This window comes from Gelidibacter japonicus (assembly GCF_010725055.1).
GTDB lineage: Bacteria > Bacteroidota > Bacteroidia > Flavobacteriales > Flavobacteriaceae > Gelidibacter > Gelidibacter japonicus.
Map to the genome: position 1 here is coordinate 11,938 of NZ_BJKB01000018.1, position 17,133 is coordinate 29,070.

Annotated in this window: 10 protein-coding genes and 2 tRNA genes; 9 read left to right on the forward strand and 3 right to left on the reverse strand. The window is 38.3% G+C overall.

The features are described from left to right. The first annotated feature begins 129 nt into the window (after positions 1 to 129). Positions 130 to 2,595, forward strand: a complete 2,466-nt coding sequence (locus tag G6N06_RS16030; RefSeq protein ID WP_163517797.1) for a helix-turn-helix domain-containing protein — start codon at positions 130 to 132, stop codon at positions 2,593 to 2,595. Positions 2,596 to 2,758: 163 nt separating this feature from the next. Here the strand turns inward: G6N06_RS16030 and G6N06_RS16035 are convergent, their stop codons facing one another. Next, positions 2,759 to 3,901 (reverse strand): acyl-CoA dehydrogenase, encoded by a 1,143-nt coding sequence (locus G6N06_RS16035; RefSeq protein ID WP_163517798.1) that lies wholly within the window; start codon positions 3,899 to 3,901, stop codon positions 2,759 to 2,761. A 91-nt stretch (positions 3,902 to 3,992) separates the two neighbouring features. On the opposite strand from G6N06_RS16035, the gene G6N06_RS16040 reads away from it, so the two are divergent. The 7 genes from G6N06_RS16040 to G6N06_RS16070 all read left to right on the forward strand — a co-directional run bounded on the left by G6N06_RS16040 (position 3,993) and on the right by G6N06_RS16070 (position 8,945). Then, a complete protein-coding gene (locus tag G6N06_RS16040; RefSeq protein WP_163517799.1) occupies positions 3,993 to 5,057 on the forward strand; it encodes an anhydro-N-acetylmuramic acid kinase in 1,065 nt (354 codons plus the stop codon). Between the two features lie 208 nt (positions 5,058 to 5,265). Beyond that, entirely contained in the window at positions 5,266 to 5,961 is a 696-nt protein-coding gene (locus G6N06_RS16045; RefSeq protein WP_163517800.1) for a MotA/TolQ/ExbB proton channel family protein, read from the forward strand. 181 nt (positions 5,962 to 6,142) lie between these two features. After that, positions 6,143 to 6,535, forward strand: a complete 393-nt coding sequence (locus tag G6N06_RS16050) for an ExbD/TolR family protein (RefSeq protein ID WP_163517801.1) — start codon at positions 6,143 to 6,145, stop codon at positions 6,533 to 6,535. A 48-nt stretch (positions 6,536 to 6,583) separates the two neighbouring features. Next, complete coding sequence (locus G6N06_RS16055; protein WP_163517802.1) at positions 6,584 to 7,471, forward strand: energy transducer TonB; 888 nt, start codon at positions 6,584 to 6,586, stop codon at positions 7,469 to 7,471. Then, positions 7,472 to 8,692 carry a bifunctional folylpolyglutamate synthase/dihydrofolate synthase gene (locus tag G6N06_RS16060; protein WP_163517803.1) on the forward strand — a complete coding sequence of 407 codons (1,221 nt, stop codon included), beginning with the start codon at positions 7,472 to 7,474 and terminating at the stop codon, positions 8,690 to 8,692. Between the two features lie 62 nt (positions 8,693 to 8,754). Beyond that, positions 8,755 to 8,829: transfer RNA gene (locus G6N06_RS16065), tRNA-Val, on the forward strand. A gap of 41 nt (positions 8,830 to 8,870) precedes the next feature. After that, positions 8,871 to 8,945 (forward strand) — tRNA-Val (locus G6N06_RS16070). A 939-nt stretch (positions 8,946 to 9,884) separates the two neighbouring features. Here the strand turns inward: G6N06_RS16070 and G6N06_RS16075 are convergent. Both G6N06_RS16075 and gldJ read right to left on the reverse strand, forming a co-directional pair. Next, complete coding sequence (locus G6N06_RS16075) at positions 9,885 to 11,168, reverse strand: UDP-N-acetylmuramoyl-tripeptide--D-alanyl-D-alanine ligase (RefSeq protein WP_163517804.1); 1,284 nt, start codon at positions 11,166 to 11,168, stop codon at positions 9,885 to 9,887. Positions 11,169 to 11,235: 67 nt separating this feature from the next. Further along, positions 11,236 to 12,906, reverse strand: coding sequence for a gliding motility lipoprotein GldJ (gene gldJ, locus G6N06_RS16080; protein ID WP_163517805.1), 1,671 nt, complete (start codon positions 12,904 to 12,906; stop codon positions 11,236 to 11,238). 327 nt (positions 12,907 to 13,233) lie between these two features. On the opposite strand from gldJ, the gene porU reads away from it, so the two are divergent. Continuing rightward, positions 13,234 to 17,094, forward strand: coding sequence for a type IX secretion system sortase PorU (gene porU / locus G6N06_RS16085; RefSeq protein WP_163517806.1), 3,861 nt, complete (start codon positions 13,234 to 13,236; stop codon positions 17,092 to 17,094). The last annotated feature ends 39 nt before the right edge of the window (positions 17,095 to 17,133 follow it).

Below are 17,133 nucleotides of genomic sequence, written 5' to 3' on the forward strand. Positions count from 1 at the left end.
GAAACATGAAGGGATTTTTTTGTTTATATGGGCCGGTTGGCCTCCTGGCCTAGCCTCTTTTAATCAGAATGATCTTGAGAATCAACTCGATTTTATGTATTTTCAATGGCTGTTAACAAATGGCTTAAAATGGAAAGAAATAAAGATATCGAGTTGGCTTGGAATTTTGTCAACACTACCAATCAGAATGTTTTCCTGACGGGAAAGGCGGGGACTGGGAAGACTACTTTTTTGCATAATCTTAAGCAAAATTCTTTAAAGCGTATTGTTGTTGTAGCACCCACCGGTGTTGCGGCAATTAATGCAAAAGGAGTAACAATCCACTCCTTTTTTCAACTCCCATTTGGTCCTATCTTACCGGATGCTGAATTTCATACTTCATCAGGCTTCAATAGAAAATTTAGCAAAACTAAAATCGATATCATTAAATCCATGGACTTACTCGTTATTGACGAGATCAGTATGGTAAGGGCCGATGTGTTGGACGGGATTGATAAGACCTTAAAACGGTTCAGAAATAGAAATAAGGTGTTTGGAGGCGTTCAGGTTTTGATGATTGGAGATCTGCAGCAACTATCGCCAGTAATCAGAGAAAATGAATGGCAGCTCCTTAAACCATATTATCAAACCGGCTATTTCTTTAGTAGCTTGGCTTACCAAAATTGTAATGCTATTACTATTGAACTTAGACACATTTATAGGCAGGAAAATCCTAAGTTTATAGAGATCCTCAATGAAATTCGGAATAATACCTTGTCACAAGCTTCTGCGGACGAATTGAATAAGCGCTATATCAAAGACTTTAAACCTGATCCGAAAGAAGGTTATATCGCACTGACCACTCATAACAATAGAGCAGAACAAGTCAATACAAAAGAGCTCAACGCCTTAACTACTAAAGCATATACCTATAAGGCTATGATTACTGGAAAATTTCCTGATCATGCCTTTCCAAATAATGAGGAACTCCATTTAAAAGTGGGAGCACAGGTCATGTTCATTAAAAATGATAGTTCACCCGAAAAGCGCTATTTTAATGGCAAGATAGGGAAAGTTATTTTTTTGGATAAGGATGAAGTGGTCGTTAAATGTCCTGATGACGATTATAATATTAACACCACCCGAGAAGAATGGGAAAACATCAATTACTCTGTAAATGCTGAAACAAAAGCAATTATTGAAGATAAGATTGGTTCTTTTTCTCAAATTCCGTTGCGTTTGGCTTGGGCCATTACCATTCATAAAAGTCAGGGATTGACCTTTGAAAAGGCTATAGTGGACGCTCAAGGTGCATTTGCACATGGGCAAACCTATGTTGCATTGAGTCGATGTAAATCGTTGGAAGGCCTTGTCTTGAAAAGTAAAATTGATTCCAGCCAAATCATTAATGATCAGCAAGTCAGTTCATTTACCCAATCATCGGCAGAAAATCAACCCGACGAGCAAACATTAACATTGGCCAAAAAAGCGTTTCAACTCGAATCCATTCAGGAGATATTTGATTTCTATGAGTTTTTATATCCTATTAATCGCTTGTTGGATATATTTTATAAAAACAGAGGCAGCATCCAGGGAAGTATAGAATCACCATTAAACACCATGAAAGATGGGATCACCAATTTCTTGAAGCTAAGTACAAGTTTCATTAATCAATTGAAACAAATTTCGGATGGTGAGAGTTTGCCTGAAACCAATAGTACGATTCAAGAGCGATTTAAAAAGGCGATCGTCTATTTCAAAACGGAAACTGAAAAATGTATTGTTGAAAGCCTAAAGTCCTTCAATTATGCTACAGACAATAAGGCGATCGAAAATGATCTTATTAAGAGCTTGGATACTATCGAAGAACTTCTGGCCGCCAAACTCTCTTATTTTAATGGATTGGCAGAAGGGTTTTCTACACATAAATTTTTGGAATTGCGAGCCAAATCGGTATTCTTGACCAAAGATAAACCGAAGAAATCAAGAGCATCCGTTATTGATGGTACCTTCAATATTGAGTTATTTGAGATGTTACGCGAATTAAGAAACGATATTGCGCATGAAAATGACCTCATCCATTATCAGATTTTTACACAAAAAGCATTATATGAAATCTGTGAAGTGCTTCCGGTAACTAAAAAACAACTCTTAGAGATCAACGGTTTTGGAAAAGTTCGGGTCGAGAAGTATGGCACTCAAATTCTTGAAGTTATAAAAGCCTATTGTGAGGAAAATGACATTGAGACCGATGATTCCATAGTCTTTGAAGATCCGCCAAAACCAAAGAAAACGTCAAAAAAGGGAGAGTCGCATAAAATATCCTTAGAATTATTTCAATCGGGGAAAAGCATCTCAGAAATTGCTTCAGAACGTGAGCTTGCTGAAACAACAATTTTTGGTCATCTGGCCAAATTTGTGGAATCTGGAGAAGTACAAGTGAAAGATTTAATTTCCGAAGCACATTTTAATGAACTGACAGAACTCATTCCAAAACAATCGTTTGAGAATCTTACTGAATTAAAAAATCAACTGGATCCAAAATACAGTTACAATGAAATAAAGGTGGTTCTTAGTTCCTTATCGAATAAATTAGGGGCCAATGTTATATCTTAAGATACTGATACTTAATGTCAATCCTAAATGACGTTATCTGCATATGGTTAATTTTTAGACTTAAATTCTGAATTTAACAAAAAACATTTTACTGCCATTGAGGTTATTTAAAAAAAAAGACCCTAACTAAGTTGAGTCTTTCGTATCTATATTATAAGAAATATTACTCTTTAATGAGGTTTCTAGAAATGACGATCTTTTGAATTTCTGAGGTACCTTCGTAAATTTGTGTAATCTTCGCATCACGCATCAAGCGTTCCACATGATATTCTTTAACAAAACCGTTACCGCCATGAATCTGAACGGCTTCGACGGTATGCTCCATCGCCACTTTAGAGGCAAATAGTTTTGCCATGGCACTTGACACATCATAGTTGTTGCCTTGGTCTTTATCCCATGCCGCTTTCATCACCAAATGGCGTGCTGCCTCAATATCTACGTACATATCCGCCAATTTAAATGCAATCGCTTGGTGGTTGCAGATTTCTGTGCCAAATGCTTTACGTTCTTTTGAATATTTTAGTGCCAAATCATATGCTCCAGCGGCAATTCCCAAAGCTTGGGCGGCAATACCTATCCGTCCACCCGAAAGTGTTTTCATAGCAAAGCGGAATCCTGAGCCGTCTTCACCTATTCTATTTTCTTTTGGTACTTTGACGTCGTTAAATTGAAGGGTGTGTGTGTCACTTCCTCTGATTCCCAATTTATCTTCTTTTGGACCAACGTCAAAGCCAGGCGTGCCTTTTTCAACAATAAACGCATTGATTCCATGAGATCCTTTATGCTTATCCGTTTGGGCAATTACGATATAAACATCAGCACGCCCACCACTTGTAATCCAGTTTTTTGTTCCGTTAATCACATAATGATCGCCTTTATCAATGGCCGTTGTCTTTTGGGACGTCGCATCACTTCCAGCTTCAGGTTCACTTAAACAAAACGCACCTATAAACTCTCCGGTGGCAAGTTTTGTCAAGTACTTTTGTTTTTGTTCCTCGTTTCCAAAAGCTTCCAACCCATAACACACCAGCGAATTGTTTACAGAAACAATTACCGAAGCCGAGGCATCTATCTTGGACAATTCCTCCATAATTAAAACATAAGAAATGGTATCCATCCCACTGCCACCATATTTAGGATCTACCATGATGCCGAGAAAACCCAAATCTCCCATCTTTTTTACCAATTCTTGTGGAAATTTTTGTTTGTTGTCGCGTTCAATAACTCCAGGAAGGAGTTCCGTATTGGCAAAATTGCGAGCGGCGTCACGAATTAATTTATGTTCTTCGGTTAGTGTAAAATCCATATTCTAAAATAATTGTTGGTTCATTAAAAAACGAACGCAAAGATAAGGTTTTAGTGCTATTTTATCAATTTGAATAACTATTTTTACGGCTATGATAAAAAATCACTACAACGTTATAGGGGTGATGTCGGGTACATCCTTGGATGGGATTGACCTAGCCCATTGTGCTTTTACCCACCACGGCCATTGGAATTTTGAAATATTACAGGCGGAAACCTGTACATATCCGTCCGTTTGGGTCGAAAAATTGAAAAATCTGGTGACCTTGAGCCAAAAGGAATTGTTGCAATTGGATGAAGATTACACGAGTTTTTTGGGGGGAAATATTGAACAATTCATACATAAAAACAAGTTATACGATTTAGATGCTGTATGTTCCCATGGACATACTGCCTTGCACCAACCTCAAAATGGATTGACCTACCAAATCGGTAATTTGCCTAAACTTGCCACTATGTTAAATAAAACAGTGGTATGCGATTTCAGGGTTGCCGATGTTGCTTTGGGAGGGCAGGGCGCGCCATTGGTGCCTATTGGTGATAAGTTTCTGTTCTCTAAATATGATTTCTGTTTGAATTTAGGAGGCTTTGCCAATATCTCTTCCGAAATAAACGGACAGCGGATTGCCTATGATATTTGTCCTGTCAATATTGTACTTAATTCTTATGCTAATGCTTTGGGATTGGAATACGATGATGGTGGAGAAATTGCAGCAACGGGCAATATCAATCAATCATTGTTAAACGAATTGAATTCTTTAAGCTTTTATGAAACACCTTATCCAAAGTCATTGGGGTTGGAATGGGTCAAAGAGGAGATTTTTCCATTGATAGATTCATTCTCTTTGAGCATAAAAGATGTCTTAAGAACCTTCGTTGAGCATATTGCCATACAAATTGCTAAAGAAATTAATTCTAAAAGAAATGCATCAGTATTATCTACCGGGGGCGGTGCATTTAATCAATTTTTAATGACAAGTTTATCTGATAAGACCGAGAATGAGATTATTCTACCGGATAAATCCATCATTAACTACAAGGAGGCACTCATTTTTGCTTTTTTGGGTGTGCTAAGACTTCGCAACGAAAATAACTGTCTGGGCAGTGTTACGGGCGCTAAACATGATCATAGTTCCGGTAAAATTTATTATCCTTAAAAATATTGCTAATTTGATTCAAAGCGATGCTTAGTTTTTTATATTTGCCATTGAAAATCAGACTCGAAAAGGTCACCGTTTTAGAGGGGTATATTATAAAGTCAAGCTGCGGTAACATTTATGCATTCAACATCAGGTTTTTTAAATATACTTAAGTTAAGTTTTCTACGTTTACACACTAAATACATCAATTTTAATAAATTTTAATATGATATTACAGAGTACTATTCAAGATGGAGTGGAACTAGTTCCGGAAGCAGAATCAGTTGAAAAGACATTGTCAATTATTGAATTGATAGGAAGCGGAGGTACTGCTGGAATGGTCATCATTGCCATTTTGTTTGTGTTGATGGTTTTTGCGATTTATATTTATTTCGAAAGATTATTTGCTATAAAGGCCGCATCCAAAATAGATTCCAATTTTATGAATCAAATAAAGGATCATGTTACCAATGGTAAAACAGATTCCGCACAGATTTTATGCGCACAAGTAAATACTCCGGTATCACGTTTAATCAATAAAGGGATCAGTCGTATTGGTAGACCGTTGGAAGATATTAGTACGGCTCTCGAAAGTGCAGGACGATTGGAAGTTTATGAATTGGAAAGAAATGTGAGTGTTCTCGCTACTATTTCGGGAGTGGGGCCGATGATTGGATTCTTGGGGACTGTTATTGGGATGATCCTATCCATCTTTGAAATTGCAAATGCGGGCGGGCAAATTGATATCAAATTGCTGGCCGACGGACTTTATACAGCAATGACCACCACTGTTGGAGGTTTGATTGTTGGTATAGTAGCATATATGGCATATAATCATTTGGTGGTTAAAACTGATAAAGTGGTCCATCAAATGGAGGCTAATTCGTTAGAGTTCTTAGACCATTTGAACGAACCGATTTAATTTAGTGGGCACAGTAGGCAGCCTTTCCACCTTCGCAAAATGCTATGAATGGGCTGGCAGTTGACGGTTTCAAAACGAAGTTGTATAAGATTCAGTTGTGAGCTTGAACTTCTTGGAACCTGCCATTTGACATCACTTGGGAAACCATTACAATAATGATAATGTAGAGTAATACGTAATTATGAATATAAGAGGAAGAAATAAAGTAACACCAGAGTTCAATATGTCATCGATGACTGATATTGTCTTTTTGTTATTGATATTTTTTATGTTGGCATCAACTTTGGTAACCACTAATGCTATTGATATTCTTTTACCAAAGGCAGATGGGAAAACTGAGAATAAGAAATCTGTGGCGGTAAGTATTACAAAGGATTTAAATTATTATATTGATGAGAAGCTGGTTGGTGAGAGTGTTTTGGAGCTTGAATTAAAGAATGTACTCACTGATCAAGATCAGCCGACCATTGTTTTAAGAGCTGAAAAGTCAGTGCCTGTTGATAATGTTGTCAAAGTGATGGACATTGCCAATAGAAATAAATTTAAGGTAATTTTGGCTGTTAAGCCTAATTAGAGTCCATTGAACCTGGAAGATTTCAACTATAACATTTTATAAAAGGAAATGAAATATCTAAAAACCAAACATGAACGCGATTCAGCAAAAATCACCACACTTATTGTGGTTATTCTGCTGTTATTGTTATTTGTAGTTGGTCCTCCTTATATGGATCCTCCTTTGGAATATGGAGTTGCTGTTAATTTTGGCGATTCAGATGTAGGAAGTGGTGATGTACAACCTCTAAAACCTGTAAAGTCTGAACCGAAAGAGGTAGTGACTGAGCCTGTTGTTAAGGAAACCGAAGTTGAAGAAGAAAAAACAGAACCTGCAAAATCAGAATTACCTGCTGAAAAGGTATTGACCGAAGACAATTCTGAAGCCATTGCCATGAAAAAGCAAAGGGAGGCTGCCGAAGCTAAGGCAAAGGCCGAAGCCAAAGCCAAGGCAGAGGTGGAGCGTGCGCAAAAAGCCAAGGAGGCAGCGGAGGCAAAAAAGCGTCAAGAAGAAGCCGATAAAAAGGCGAAGTTGGATGCTTTAATTGGAGGCGTTAGAAAATCAGAGGGTACAACTACTGGAGGAGAAGGTGACGACGGCAAACCGGGAGATAAAGGACAGTTGGATGGTGATCCGTATGCGCCAAGTTATTTTGGAGAACCTGGTACGGGTAGTGGAGGTAGCGGAAGTGGTTATGGTTTGAGAGGAAGAGGGAGACCTATCAATAGTAAAGTCCTTCCTGACTGTAATGAAGAAGGCAGGGTAGTGGTTGAAATCCATGTCAACAGAGACGGACGTGTTGTTAACGCCATTCCTGGGAAAAAGGGAACTACAGGGAATATTTGTCTATATGAAGCCGCAAGAAAGACGGCTCTCACCTATAAATGGCCAGCCGATCCAAAAGCGCCCCCAACTCAAGTAGGCTTTGTTAAAATTGATTTTAGCGTTACTCAATAAATGACCTATCAAGATACTGTCAACTGGATGTTTCAGCAGTTACCAATGTATCAAAACCAAGGTAAGACTGCATATAAGGCCAACTTGGACAATACTCTGCAATTCGCAGAACATCTCCAACACCCAGAACATAATTTTAAAAGCATCCACGTTGCCGGAACGAATGGCAAAGGATCAACGAGCCATATGTTGGCTTCTATTTTACAGGAAGCTGGATACAAGGTGGGGCTTTATACGTCTCCACATCTAAAGGATTTTCGAGAACGCATCAAAATCAATGGAAAAGAAATAGGAGAAACTTTTGTTGTTGAATTTATTGAAAAGCATCGATCGTTTTTTGAAACCCACTCGTTGTCATTCTTTGAAATGACCGTGGGAATGGCATTTGAGTATTTCTCCGTAGAAAAAGTAGATATTGCTGTTATTGAAGTAGGTATGGGCGGGCGTTTGGATTCAACCAATATCATTACCCCAGAGTTATCCATAATTACCAATATTGGCTTGGACCACACTCAGTTTTTAGGAAATACCTTAGAGGCCATTGCTTTTGAAAAAGGCGGAATTATTAAACCAAATGTTCCTGTGGTGATAGGAGAAACCCAGCCTGAAACCATAAATGTATTTAAGGCACTTGCCGAGGAACGTCAAGCGGATGTTCATTTTGCAGATCAGCAGGAGGCAATAACAAGCTATGAAAGTGATCTCAAAGGCGATTATCAGAAAAACAACAAAACGACAGTTCTTTGTGCCATATCTGTCTTACGCGACGAAGGGTATAACATTGCAGGAGAAGCCATCACAAATGGTTTTATGAAAGTAGTTATAAATACAGGTTTAAATGGGCGTTGGCAAATCTTGCAAGAGCATCCGAAGATTATTTGTGACACTGCGCACAACAAAGAAGGTCTACAGTATGCTATGGCGCAGTTATTAAAGGAACCATATAAAGTGCTGCACATGGTTTTTGGTGTTGTAAATGATAAAGACCTATCGTCAATATTACCTTTGTTGCCCAAGAATGCCAGATATTATTTTTGTAAACCCAATATTCCTCGTGGTTTAGATGCTGAAGACCTAAGAGGTGTTTTTATCACGAATGGATTTCAAGGGAAAGCCTATAGTAGTGTCCAAGAGGCATTAAGTGTTGCTAAACAACAAGCTACAACATCAGATGTTATTTATGTTGGTGGTAGTACTTTTGTGGTGGCTGAAATAATTTAAATATTTTTCAAAAAAAGCTTTTGCGATATCAAAAACTAATCTATATTTGCAATCCCGTAACAGGGCGATTAGCTCAGCTGGTTCAGAGCACCTCGTTTACACCGAGGGGGTCGGGGGTTCGAACCCCTCATCGCCCACTAAAGTTCATACCTGGTATGGACTTTTTTTATAAACAGCAGGTCCATTAACTCAGCTGGTTCAGAGTGTCACGTCGACAACGTGGAAGTCACTGGTTCGAATCCAGTATGGACCACATCAAGCACAATCCCGATGCGAGAGCATCGGGATTTTTGTTTCCGAAAACCCCCAAGTCAAAGACTTGAGGGTTTGCAGGAAACAAAAATCCACAGTGCGCTGCCAAGCGCACGGGATTGTATTTGCAGAAGTGATTTTGTTCTGGATCAACGCAGTTAATCCTATTTTATAAACCCCAGGTCAAAGACTTGAGGGTTTGCAGGAAACAAAAATCCACAGTGCGCTGCCAAGCGCAGGGGATTGTATTTGCAGAAGTGATTTTGTTCTGGATCAACGCAGTTCATCCCGTTCGGGAGAATCCCAAGTCAAAGACTTGAGGGTTTGCAGGAAACAAAAATCCACAGTGCGCTGCCAAGCGCACGGGATTGTATTTGCAGAAGTGATTTTGTTCTGGATCAACGCAGTTCATCCTATTTTATAAACCCCAGGTCAAAGACTTGAGGGTTTGCAGGAAACAAAAATCCACAGTGCGCTGCCAAGCGCACGGGATTGTATTTGGAGTTGTGGACTTTATCTGGATCAACGCAGTTAATCCCGTTCGGGAGAATCCCAAGTCAAAGACTTTAAGGATTGCAAAGTACGAAGACCTTAAATGTTCCTTGAGACCTTAGGGAGACTCCTATCAGTTTTAAAAAAAATTAAAACAGGTATTGTTGGAAGAAATAGAAAGTTTAGGATGTTGGGATTAAGAATAAATTGCTAGTGGGAAATACCAAGAATGGCAAAAGTTGTCAAAAATCATATAATGTAATCCAACACACCCCAAACTTCTCAATAGAAAAATAAATAAGCAGAAAGAAGAAAAAACGCTTCGAAAGGAGCGACTTAAAGCGATTATCAATAAATCGAAATCATAATGATTTGATACGTTGTAAAAAACAATTTTCCGAGTTTCAGTAAGCAGTAGTTAACAGTGACAGTAGAAAGATGAATCAATTCATAAAATGTCTAAAATCCGCTCTAAAGCCATGCCTCGAGAGCCTTTGATCAATAAAAATGCATCTTTAATTTGATGGTTTTGAAGATGTGATTTTAAAGCTTCAAAACCATCAAATTTCAGAATGCTTGTATGCTTGACGTTCGTCTTATAGAAATTCTTACCAATCAAAAAGGTGTTGCCAAGATCGTTCTGTTCAAGATAATCCACAATGGCTTGATGTTCGGTGTCGGCAGTTGGTCCCAATTCGAACATATCACCTAAAAAAATCATTTTCCCCTTTTGTTGTAGCTGTTTAAAATTCTCCAAAGCCGCCATCATACTTGTTGGATTGGCATTATAAGCATCCATTATTATGGTATTACTGTCTTTTTTGAGTATTTGAGAGCGGTTATTGGTTGGGGTGTAATTTTCAATGGCATTTTTGATCTGATCTGGCGCAACATTAAAATATGATCCAACGGCAACGGCTACAGCAATATTATTAAAATTATAGGTGCCTGTAAGTTGACTTTTAATCACAGATCCATTATAACTGAGGATGACATAAGGTTGTGTGTTGATAAGCTCCAGCATGGTGTCCGTAGAGGTGCTCAGTCCGAATTTGTAGACCTTATCATAATGTAAAGTCTGTTTGATTTGGAGTGGATCATTTTCATTGACAAAAATTGTTTTCTGATTTGCCTTTAAATAATCGTACAATTCAGATTTTGCTTTGATCACGCCTTCTATACTGCCAAAACCTTCAAGATGGGCCTTGCCGAAATTGGTAATCAGTCCGTAATCTGGTTGAGCAATTTTACATAATAAACCAATTTCTTTGGGATGATTGGCTCCCATTTCCACAATGCCAATTTCTGTGGTCTCATTCATCCGCAACAGGGTCAAAGGGACGCCAATATGATTGTTTAAGTTGCCAATTGTGGCCGTAGTTTTATATGTCTTTGATAATACGGCATTGATCAATTCTTTGGTTGTGGTTTTTCCATTACTTCCGGTAAGTGCGATAATGGGAACTCCTAATTGAACTCTATGGAATGTGGCCAGATTTTGCAAGGTTTCCAAAACGTTATCTACAAGGATATAGCGTTGGTCTAAAGCGTATGGTTTTTCGTCAACAACACAATACTTGGCCCCAGATTCCAACGCTTGGCTGGCAAATGCGTTGCCATTAAAGTTGTCTCCTTTTAAGGCAAAAAAGAGACTGTCTTTTTCTATCTTTCGAGTATCGGTGCTTACCGTTGAACATTTTTTGAAATGTTGGTAGAGTTGTTCTATAATCATGAAATAAATGTAATAAAAAAGTCCCAACTCAAGGTTAGGACTTTTATGATTTTACTGTGATAAATTACTAATGTCTTGTTTTATTGTTCTGTTTTGATTTAGAACCTACTCTTGACATTGCACATCTAAATCCAATATAGTCAGTGGCCATGTCTTGTGGGAAATAACGACGCTGCGCTGGATCTATCCAATATGCTCTGTCTTTCCAAGAACCACCTTTGTAAACTCTTACATTATCATTGATCAATGAAGTTCTGTTATTTGATTTGTCAATCATTTTTACAATGGCACCTGTTGAATCAACAGTCACTTCATGTTTTGGAGAATTGTACATTTGTCTCGTGTCAGACACTTCGCCATCATCACTAAAGTTATCTGTATAGTGACGTGATGATCTTCTGTCGCCATCTCTGAAGTTTCTGTTATCACTGGCGTCAAAGTTTGTTCTTAAATAAGCATCTTCACCGTTGATAGGTACCTGTAATATGGTTCCAGGTAAGTTTCTAGGAACAACTTGCCCATTACTTAAGGTGTCATAAACAATATCTTCAGTGGTAACCACTTTTACCGTGCCATCTTCATTGATTGCATTTTTGGTGTACACATTACCTCGGTAGTAATTGAAATCATTAAACTCATCATCTACAATAGGTCTGTAAACATCAGCTACCCATTCAGCAACGTTACCGGCCATATCATAAATTCCGAAATCGTTAGGCAAGTATGATTTTACTTTGTTGGTAATATCAGCACCGTCATCAGACCATCCTGCAATTCCACCATAATCACCTTTACCTTGCTTAAAGTTGGCTAATTGATCACCTCTGGTCTTTCTTTTTCCAGAACGGGTGTATTGGCCACTCCAAGGATATTTTTTTCTACCACGAATAGCATTGTAGTTTCTTAGTTCATTCAAACCAAGAGCTGCATATTCCCATTCAACTTCAGAAGGTAAACGGTATTCTGGAGATATAATTCCTGATTCTCTCTTGGCGTACACATTTATTGGGTTGCCATCGGCATCAGTTTGCTGTCTTCTTTTTCCACCTTCAAGAATTTCTTCGTTGCCACCATAGGTCGAACTTGGAGAATTGATATAGGTATCTGTGTTGAAATTAGCATCAGCATTCACATCGGTTACACGGGCATCTCTTTTTAAGAATCCAGCTCGTTCCAAATATAATTCATTGACTCTATCGGTTCTCCAGCTTGCAAAATCGACAGCTTGAATCCAGCTGACACCAACCACAGGATATTCTCCATAACCTGGGTGACGTAAATAGTTCTCGGTCATCATTTCACTATAACCAAGACGGTTTCTCCAGACCAAAGTATCCGGTAGTGCACTTTGATAAATCAATTTGAAATTAGGATCTTCTGGTGGATAAACACGCTTGAGCCAATCCAGATATTCTAAGTACATTTTGTTGGTCACCTCAGTTTCATCCATATAAAAGGATTGAACGTGTTGTTGATTGGGTGTGTTGTTCCAATCGTGCATAGGATCGTCCTGCACTTTACCCATGGTAAAGGTTCCACCTTCAACGAAAACTAAACCTGGGGAAGTTTCTTGTTCTTTAAAATTGGTGTTGTATTGAAAACCTCCGTTCTTGTCATTTATTTTCCATCCAGTAGCTCTAGACTCGTTTGACGACGAAGATCTTTTACATCCAACCATTGCTAAAGAGAGCATTAGGGCAAATGCAATCTTTATATTAATGATGTTTTTCATATCCATACATTTTAAGTAAGCTGATTAAATTTAGTGACGCAATATAGTAATTAAAGAGAAAGTAACAAGCGTTTTTATCAAATAGATTGAAAAAAAGTTGCATTTCATCCCTTTTTTTGAACACGACGTCGGATTTTTGGCGATTTTATCGATGTTTTTAGTATTTCAATAACGATGAAAAAAAGTAATTATTGTTGTAATTTTGGATAAAAATTAAGGACTTTATACTAACAAATCGGGGCAAACGTTATTCTTTCTATATAATTAGCTGTTTCAGTTGGTGAGATTAGTATTAGATTGCGGTTGTTTTTTGAAAAAGAATTATATAGACTAATGAGAATAAAGTTACTATTACTTTTTGTTTTAATATCATCTTTAGGTTTTTCCCAAGAAAAGCGCTTTGACATCCTGTGGAATGGCAGCATTCTACTTGAAACAGAATCTTCGGCCATAACAGTGCCTTATTTTGATAAGGATCATTTTAGTTTTGACACTGACAAGGGGCTCAAGTTCTTTGCTGAGTGGCCATCAGAAGGAAAGATCAATAAGAACTCAGTGACGCTGACCAATGTAACTTATGCTATTATTTCTGCAGATGAATTGCGTTCAATTCCACTCGAATCGATTCCTACAACTCCAAAATTACATTTTGAAAATACAACGGCAAGAGAGAAAACGCATGCTTACCTCGAATTAACGCCTATCATTAAAGATAATGGCGTGTACAAAAAGATTACCTCTTTTGCTATCTCCTATAATATTACGGCGAGCCGATCTTCGGCCGCTAGCCCTTTTCAAACTCAAAGTATTAGCAATTCTGTATTAAATTCAGGAGAATGGTATCGATTTTATGTGGATAAGTCTGGGGTTTTTAAATTGACCATAGGCTTTTTGAATTCGCTTGGGGTGAATACAAGTTCGGTAGATCCACGTACGATTAAAATTTATGGAAATGGAGGTGGCATGCTGCCGCTATCCAATTCAGAACCATATCCCATTGACCTTACGGAAAACGCCATAAAGTTTATTGGTGAAGAAGATGGTGAATTTGACAGTGATGATTATATTTTGTTTTATGCCGAAGGTCCCACTGGTTATAATGCAGAAAGTAATACCAATAATAATATATTTACGGATAAGAGTTATTATTTCGTCAACGTGAGTGGCGGCGCAGGCAAGCGGATCCAAAATATGCCTCAGCCAGCGGGTGCTTCGACTTATTTGGTGAGTACATTTCAGGACTATCAGTTTCATGAAGTTGATGAAATTAATATTGTGCGTGTTGGAAGACGTTGGTTTGGCGAGAGGTTTGATATTGAAAACGAGAGGCAGTTTGAGTTTGAGTTTCCTAATCTTGTTACGACCGAGCCTGCACGTGTTAAAGTTTATGCCGCATCGACATCTCAAGTAAACACAAGTATGGAGGTTAAGGTCAATTCAAATGTAGTAGCCAATTTTGCGTTTTCTCCAATTGGTTCTCCGGTACTGGCCGACGGAAAGTTCTTCAATAATAATGTCTTACTGAGCTCTCCCAATGTGGTGGTCAAACTCAATTACAACAATTCAGGAAATCCTACTTCTCATGGGTATTTGGATTATATATCTATTGAAGCCACGCGTGGGTTGGTTTTTGAAGGCAATCAATTTATGTTTAAAAACAATCAGGTGGCCAATACACCAGGCATTGTAGAGTATAGCTTGTCCAATGCAGCTTCGGTTTCAGAAATTTGGGATATTACTAATAAATATGATGTCACTACGGTCGTCAATACTGAAGGAAACTCAGTTTTTAATTTTAAATCAATTTCCGGAATTTCTAAAACATACTTGGCAGTAACGCCTTCAGATTACTATGAGCCTTTACGGGAAAGTAAAACAAAAGTCAGTAATCAAAATATTAAAGGGACCATATTTGAAAATGAGCAAGGGCAATTTAAAGATATTGATTATATCATCGTTGCTCCAAACAATTTGGTTTCCCAGGCAGAGCGACTGGCTCAAATAAATAGAACGCAAAACGATCTCAATGTAAAGGTCGTCACACTAAATGAAATCTATACCGAGTTCAGTTCAGGAAACCAAGATGTCTCTGCCATAAGGAACTTAGTGCGTTATGTGTACCACAATGCAAGTTCGCCAGATAGACGCCTGAAATACTTGTGTCTTTTTGGCGATGCTTCTTTTGATTATAAAGACAGGATCCCGAATAATACCAATATTGTTCCGTCCTGGCATTCATTGGATAGTTTTAGTCTGACCAATGCCTTCATTTCTGATGATTTTTTCGGGATGATGGATATTAATGAAGGTGATATGGGCGCCTCAAACAAATTGGATATTGCTGTCGGAAGAATTTTGGCAGAGACACCACAACGCGCCAAGGAAATGGTGGATAAGATTGAATTGTATTATCAGGATGAATCTTATGGAAGTTGGCGAAATAACGTGATGGTCATGTCGGATGATGTAGATATCGCTTGGGAAAGTGTTCTACAGGAGACAACGGATGAGATTGGAAGAACCATTACTGCCGAAAAACCATTTTTAAACGTGGTCAAGATCCATTCCGACGCCTTCCAACAACAGGCTTCAGCAAGTGGCGAGCGTTATCCGGCGGTTAACAAAGCAATTAAGGATGCTATTGAAGTGGGCGCTTTGGTGGTCAACTATTTTGGACATGGCGGTGAAGATGGATTGGCATCTGAACGTATTTTTGATAAGAACGATTCACAAGAAATAAGAAATACTTGCAAATTTAACTGTTTTGTAACGGTGACCTGCGAGTACACGCGTTTTGACAACCCGTTTCGTCCAACCGCGGGAGAATATACCTATTGGAACACTCAAGGGGGTGCCATTGCGCTAATTACGACCACGCGTCAAATTTTTGTCAGTGTTGGAGTTTCCTTTAATATAAAGCTGGAAAAATATCTTTTTGGATTTGGTTCGGATGAGTATCCAACAATGGCTGAGGCTTTGCGACTTACAAAAATAGATCCTTCCATTTCTGGAATCCAACAAAGACGCCTGGTCTTTTTTATTGGTGATCCGGCAATGAAACTTGCCATTGCGAAACCGAATATTCAATTGACAAAAATAAACGATATCCCTTTGGGCCAAGCCAATGATACCCTGAAAGCACTTAGTAAAATTAAAATGTCTGGGGAGGTTTTGGATCCCGCCGGAAATTTAATGACCAGCTACAATGGTGTGCTCACTGCAACTATTTTTGATAAGGACATTCAGCGACAAACATTGGGCAATAACAATGTCTATCAAAATGGACAATTGGTTACAATGGACTTCACCACCCTAGGTGAGAAGATATTTATAGGTCAAGCTACGGTCAACGATGGTCATTTTGATTTTGAGTTTGTGGTTCCAAGAGATATTGGAATTCCTGTTGGAAAAGGTAAAGTTAGTTTTTATGCAAAATCTGAAGTGCCATTGCAGGATCAAGCGGGAGCGAGTTTTGATATATTGGTGGGAGGGATCAATGAAAATGCAGAAACAGATACAACTGGACCAGTTATAAAGCTCTATATGAATGACGAGAATTTTGTTTCTGGAGGTATTACCAATGAAGCGCCCACACTTTTGGCAAAACTGGAGGACAGCAATGGCATCAACACTGCAAGTGGTATAGGTCATGATATTGTAGCCATTATTGATGGTGATGAAACCAATCCGTTTGTGCTAAACGATTACTATAGAGCACAGGTTGATGACTATACTAAAGGCGTAGTCACTTATCCCTTTCGTGATTTAGAACCCGGATTACATACCTTAACCCTTAAAGCATGGGATGTTTACAACAACTCAGGTATCGCCGAAATTCAATTTGTGGTACATGATAAAGATCAAGAGTTAAAGATTGAAAACGTTCTAAATTACCCTAATCCATTCATAAATTACACAGAATTTTGGTTCAATCACAATAGTTCGCAACCTTTAGACGTTTCTATACAGATATTCACTATTTCAGGTAAGCTTGTCAAAACCATAAATAGTCAAACCAATGCTGGCGGATGCTGCAATGAAGGCGCTTCGTCACTGTCAAGAGACATTGTTTGGGATGGTCGGGACGACTTTGGAGATAAAATCGGGAAAGGTGTGTATGTCTATAAACTAAAAGTAAGATCAAATCAGCTAAATAAGCAAGTTGAGAAGATCCAGAAACTTGTAATATTATAATTTTATTAATTTATATTTGCTAAATACATGGCCCTCAAA

Bases quoted from the DNA above. Each gene is read 5' to 3' on its own strand.
- gldJ (WP_163517805.1), bottom strand. From the start codon at position 12,906: ATGGATATGAAAAACATCATTAATATAAAGATTGCATTTGCCCTAATG.
- G6N06_RS16055 (WP_163517802.1), top strand. From the start codon at position 6,584: ATGAAATATCTAAAAACCAAACATGAACGCGATTCAGCAAAAATCACC.
- G6N06_RS16060 (WP_163517803.1), top strand. From the start codon at position 7,472: ATGACCTATCAAGATACTGTCAACTGGATGTTTCAGCAGTTACCAATG.
- G6N06_RS16035 (WP_163517798.1), bottom strand. From the start codon at position 3,901: ATGGATTTTACACTAACCGAAGAACATAAATTAATTCGTGACGCCGCT.
- G6N06_RS16030 (WP_163517797.1), top strand. From the start codon at position 130: ATGGAAAGAAATAAAGATATCGAGTTGGCTTGGAATTTTGTCAACACT.
- G6N06_RS16050 (WP_163517801.1), top strand. From the start codon at position 6,143: ATGAATATAAGAGGAAGAAATAAAGTAACACCAGAGTTCAATATGTCA.
- G6N06_RS16040 (WP_163517799.1), top strand. From the start codon at position 3,993: ATGATAAAAAATCACTACAACGTTATAGGGGTGATGTCGGGTACATCC.
- G6N06_RS16075 (WP_163517804.1), bottom strand. From the start codon at position 11,168: ATGATTATAGAACAACTCTACCAACATTTCAAAAAATGTTCAACGGTA.
- porU (WP_163517806.1), top strand. From the start codon at position 13,234: ATGAGAATAAAGTTACTATTACTTTTTGTTTTAATATCATCTTTAGGT.
- G6N06_RS16045 (WP_163517800.1), top strand. From the start codon at position 5,266: ATGATATTACAGAGTACTATTCAAGATGGAGTGGAACTAGTTCCGGAA.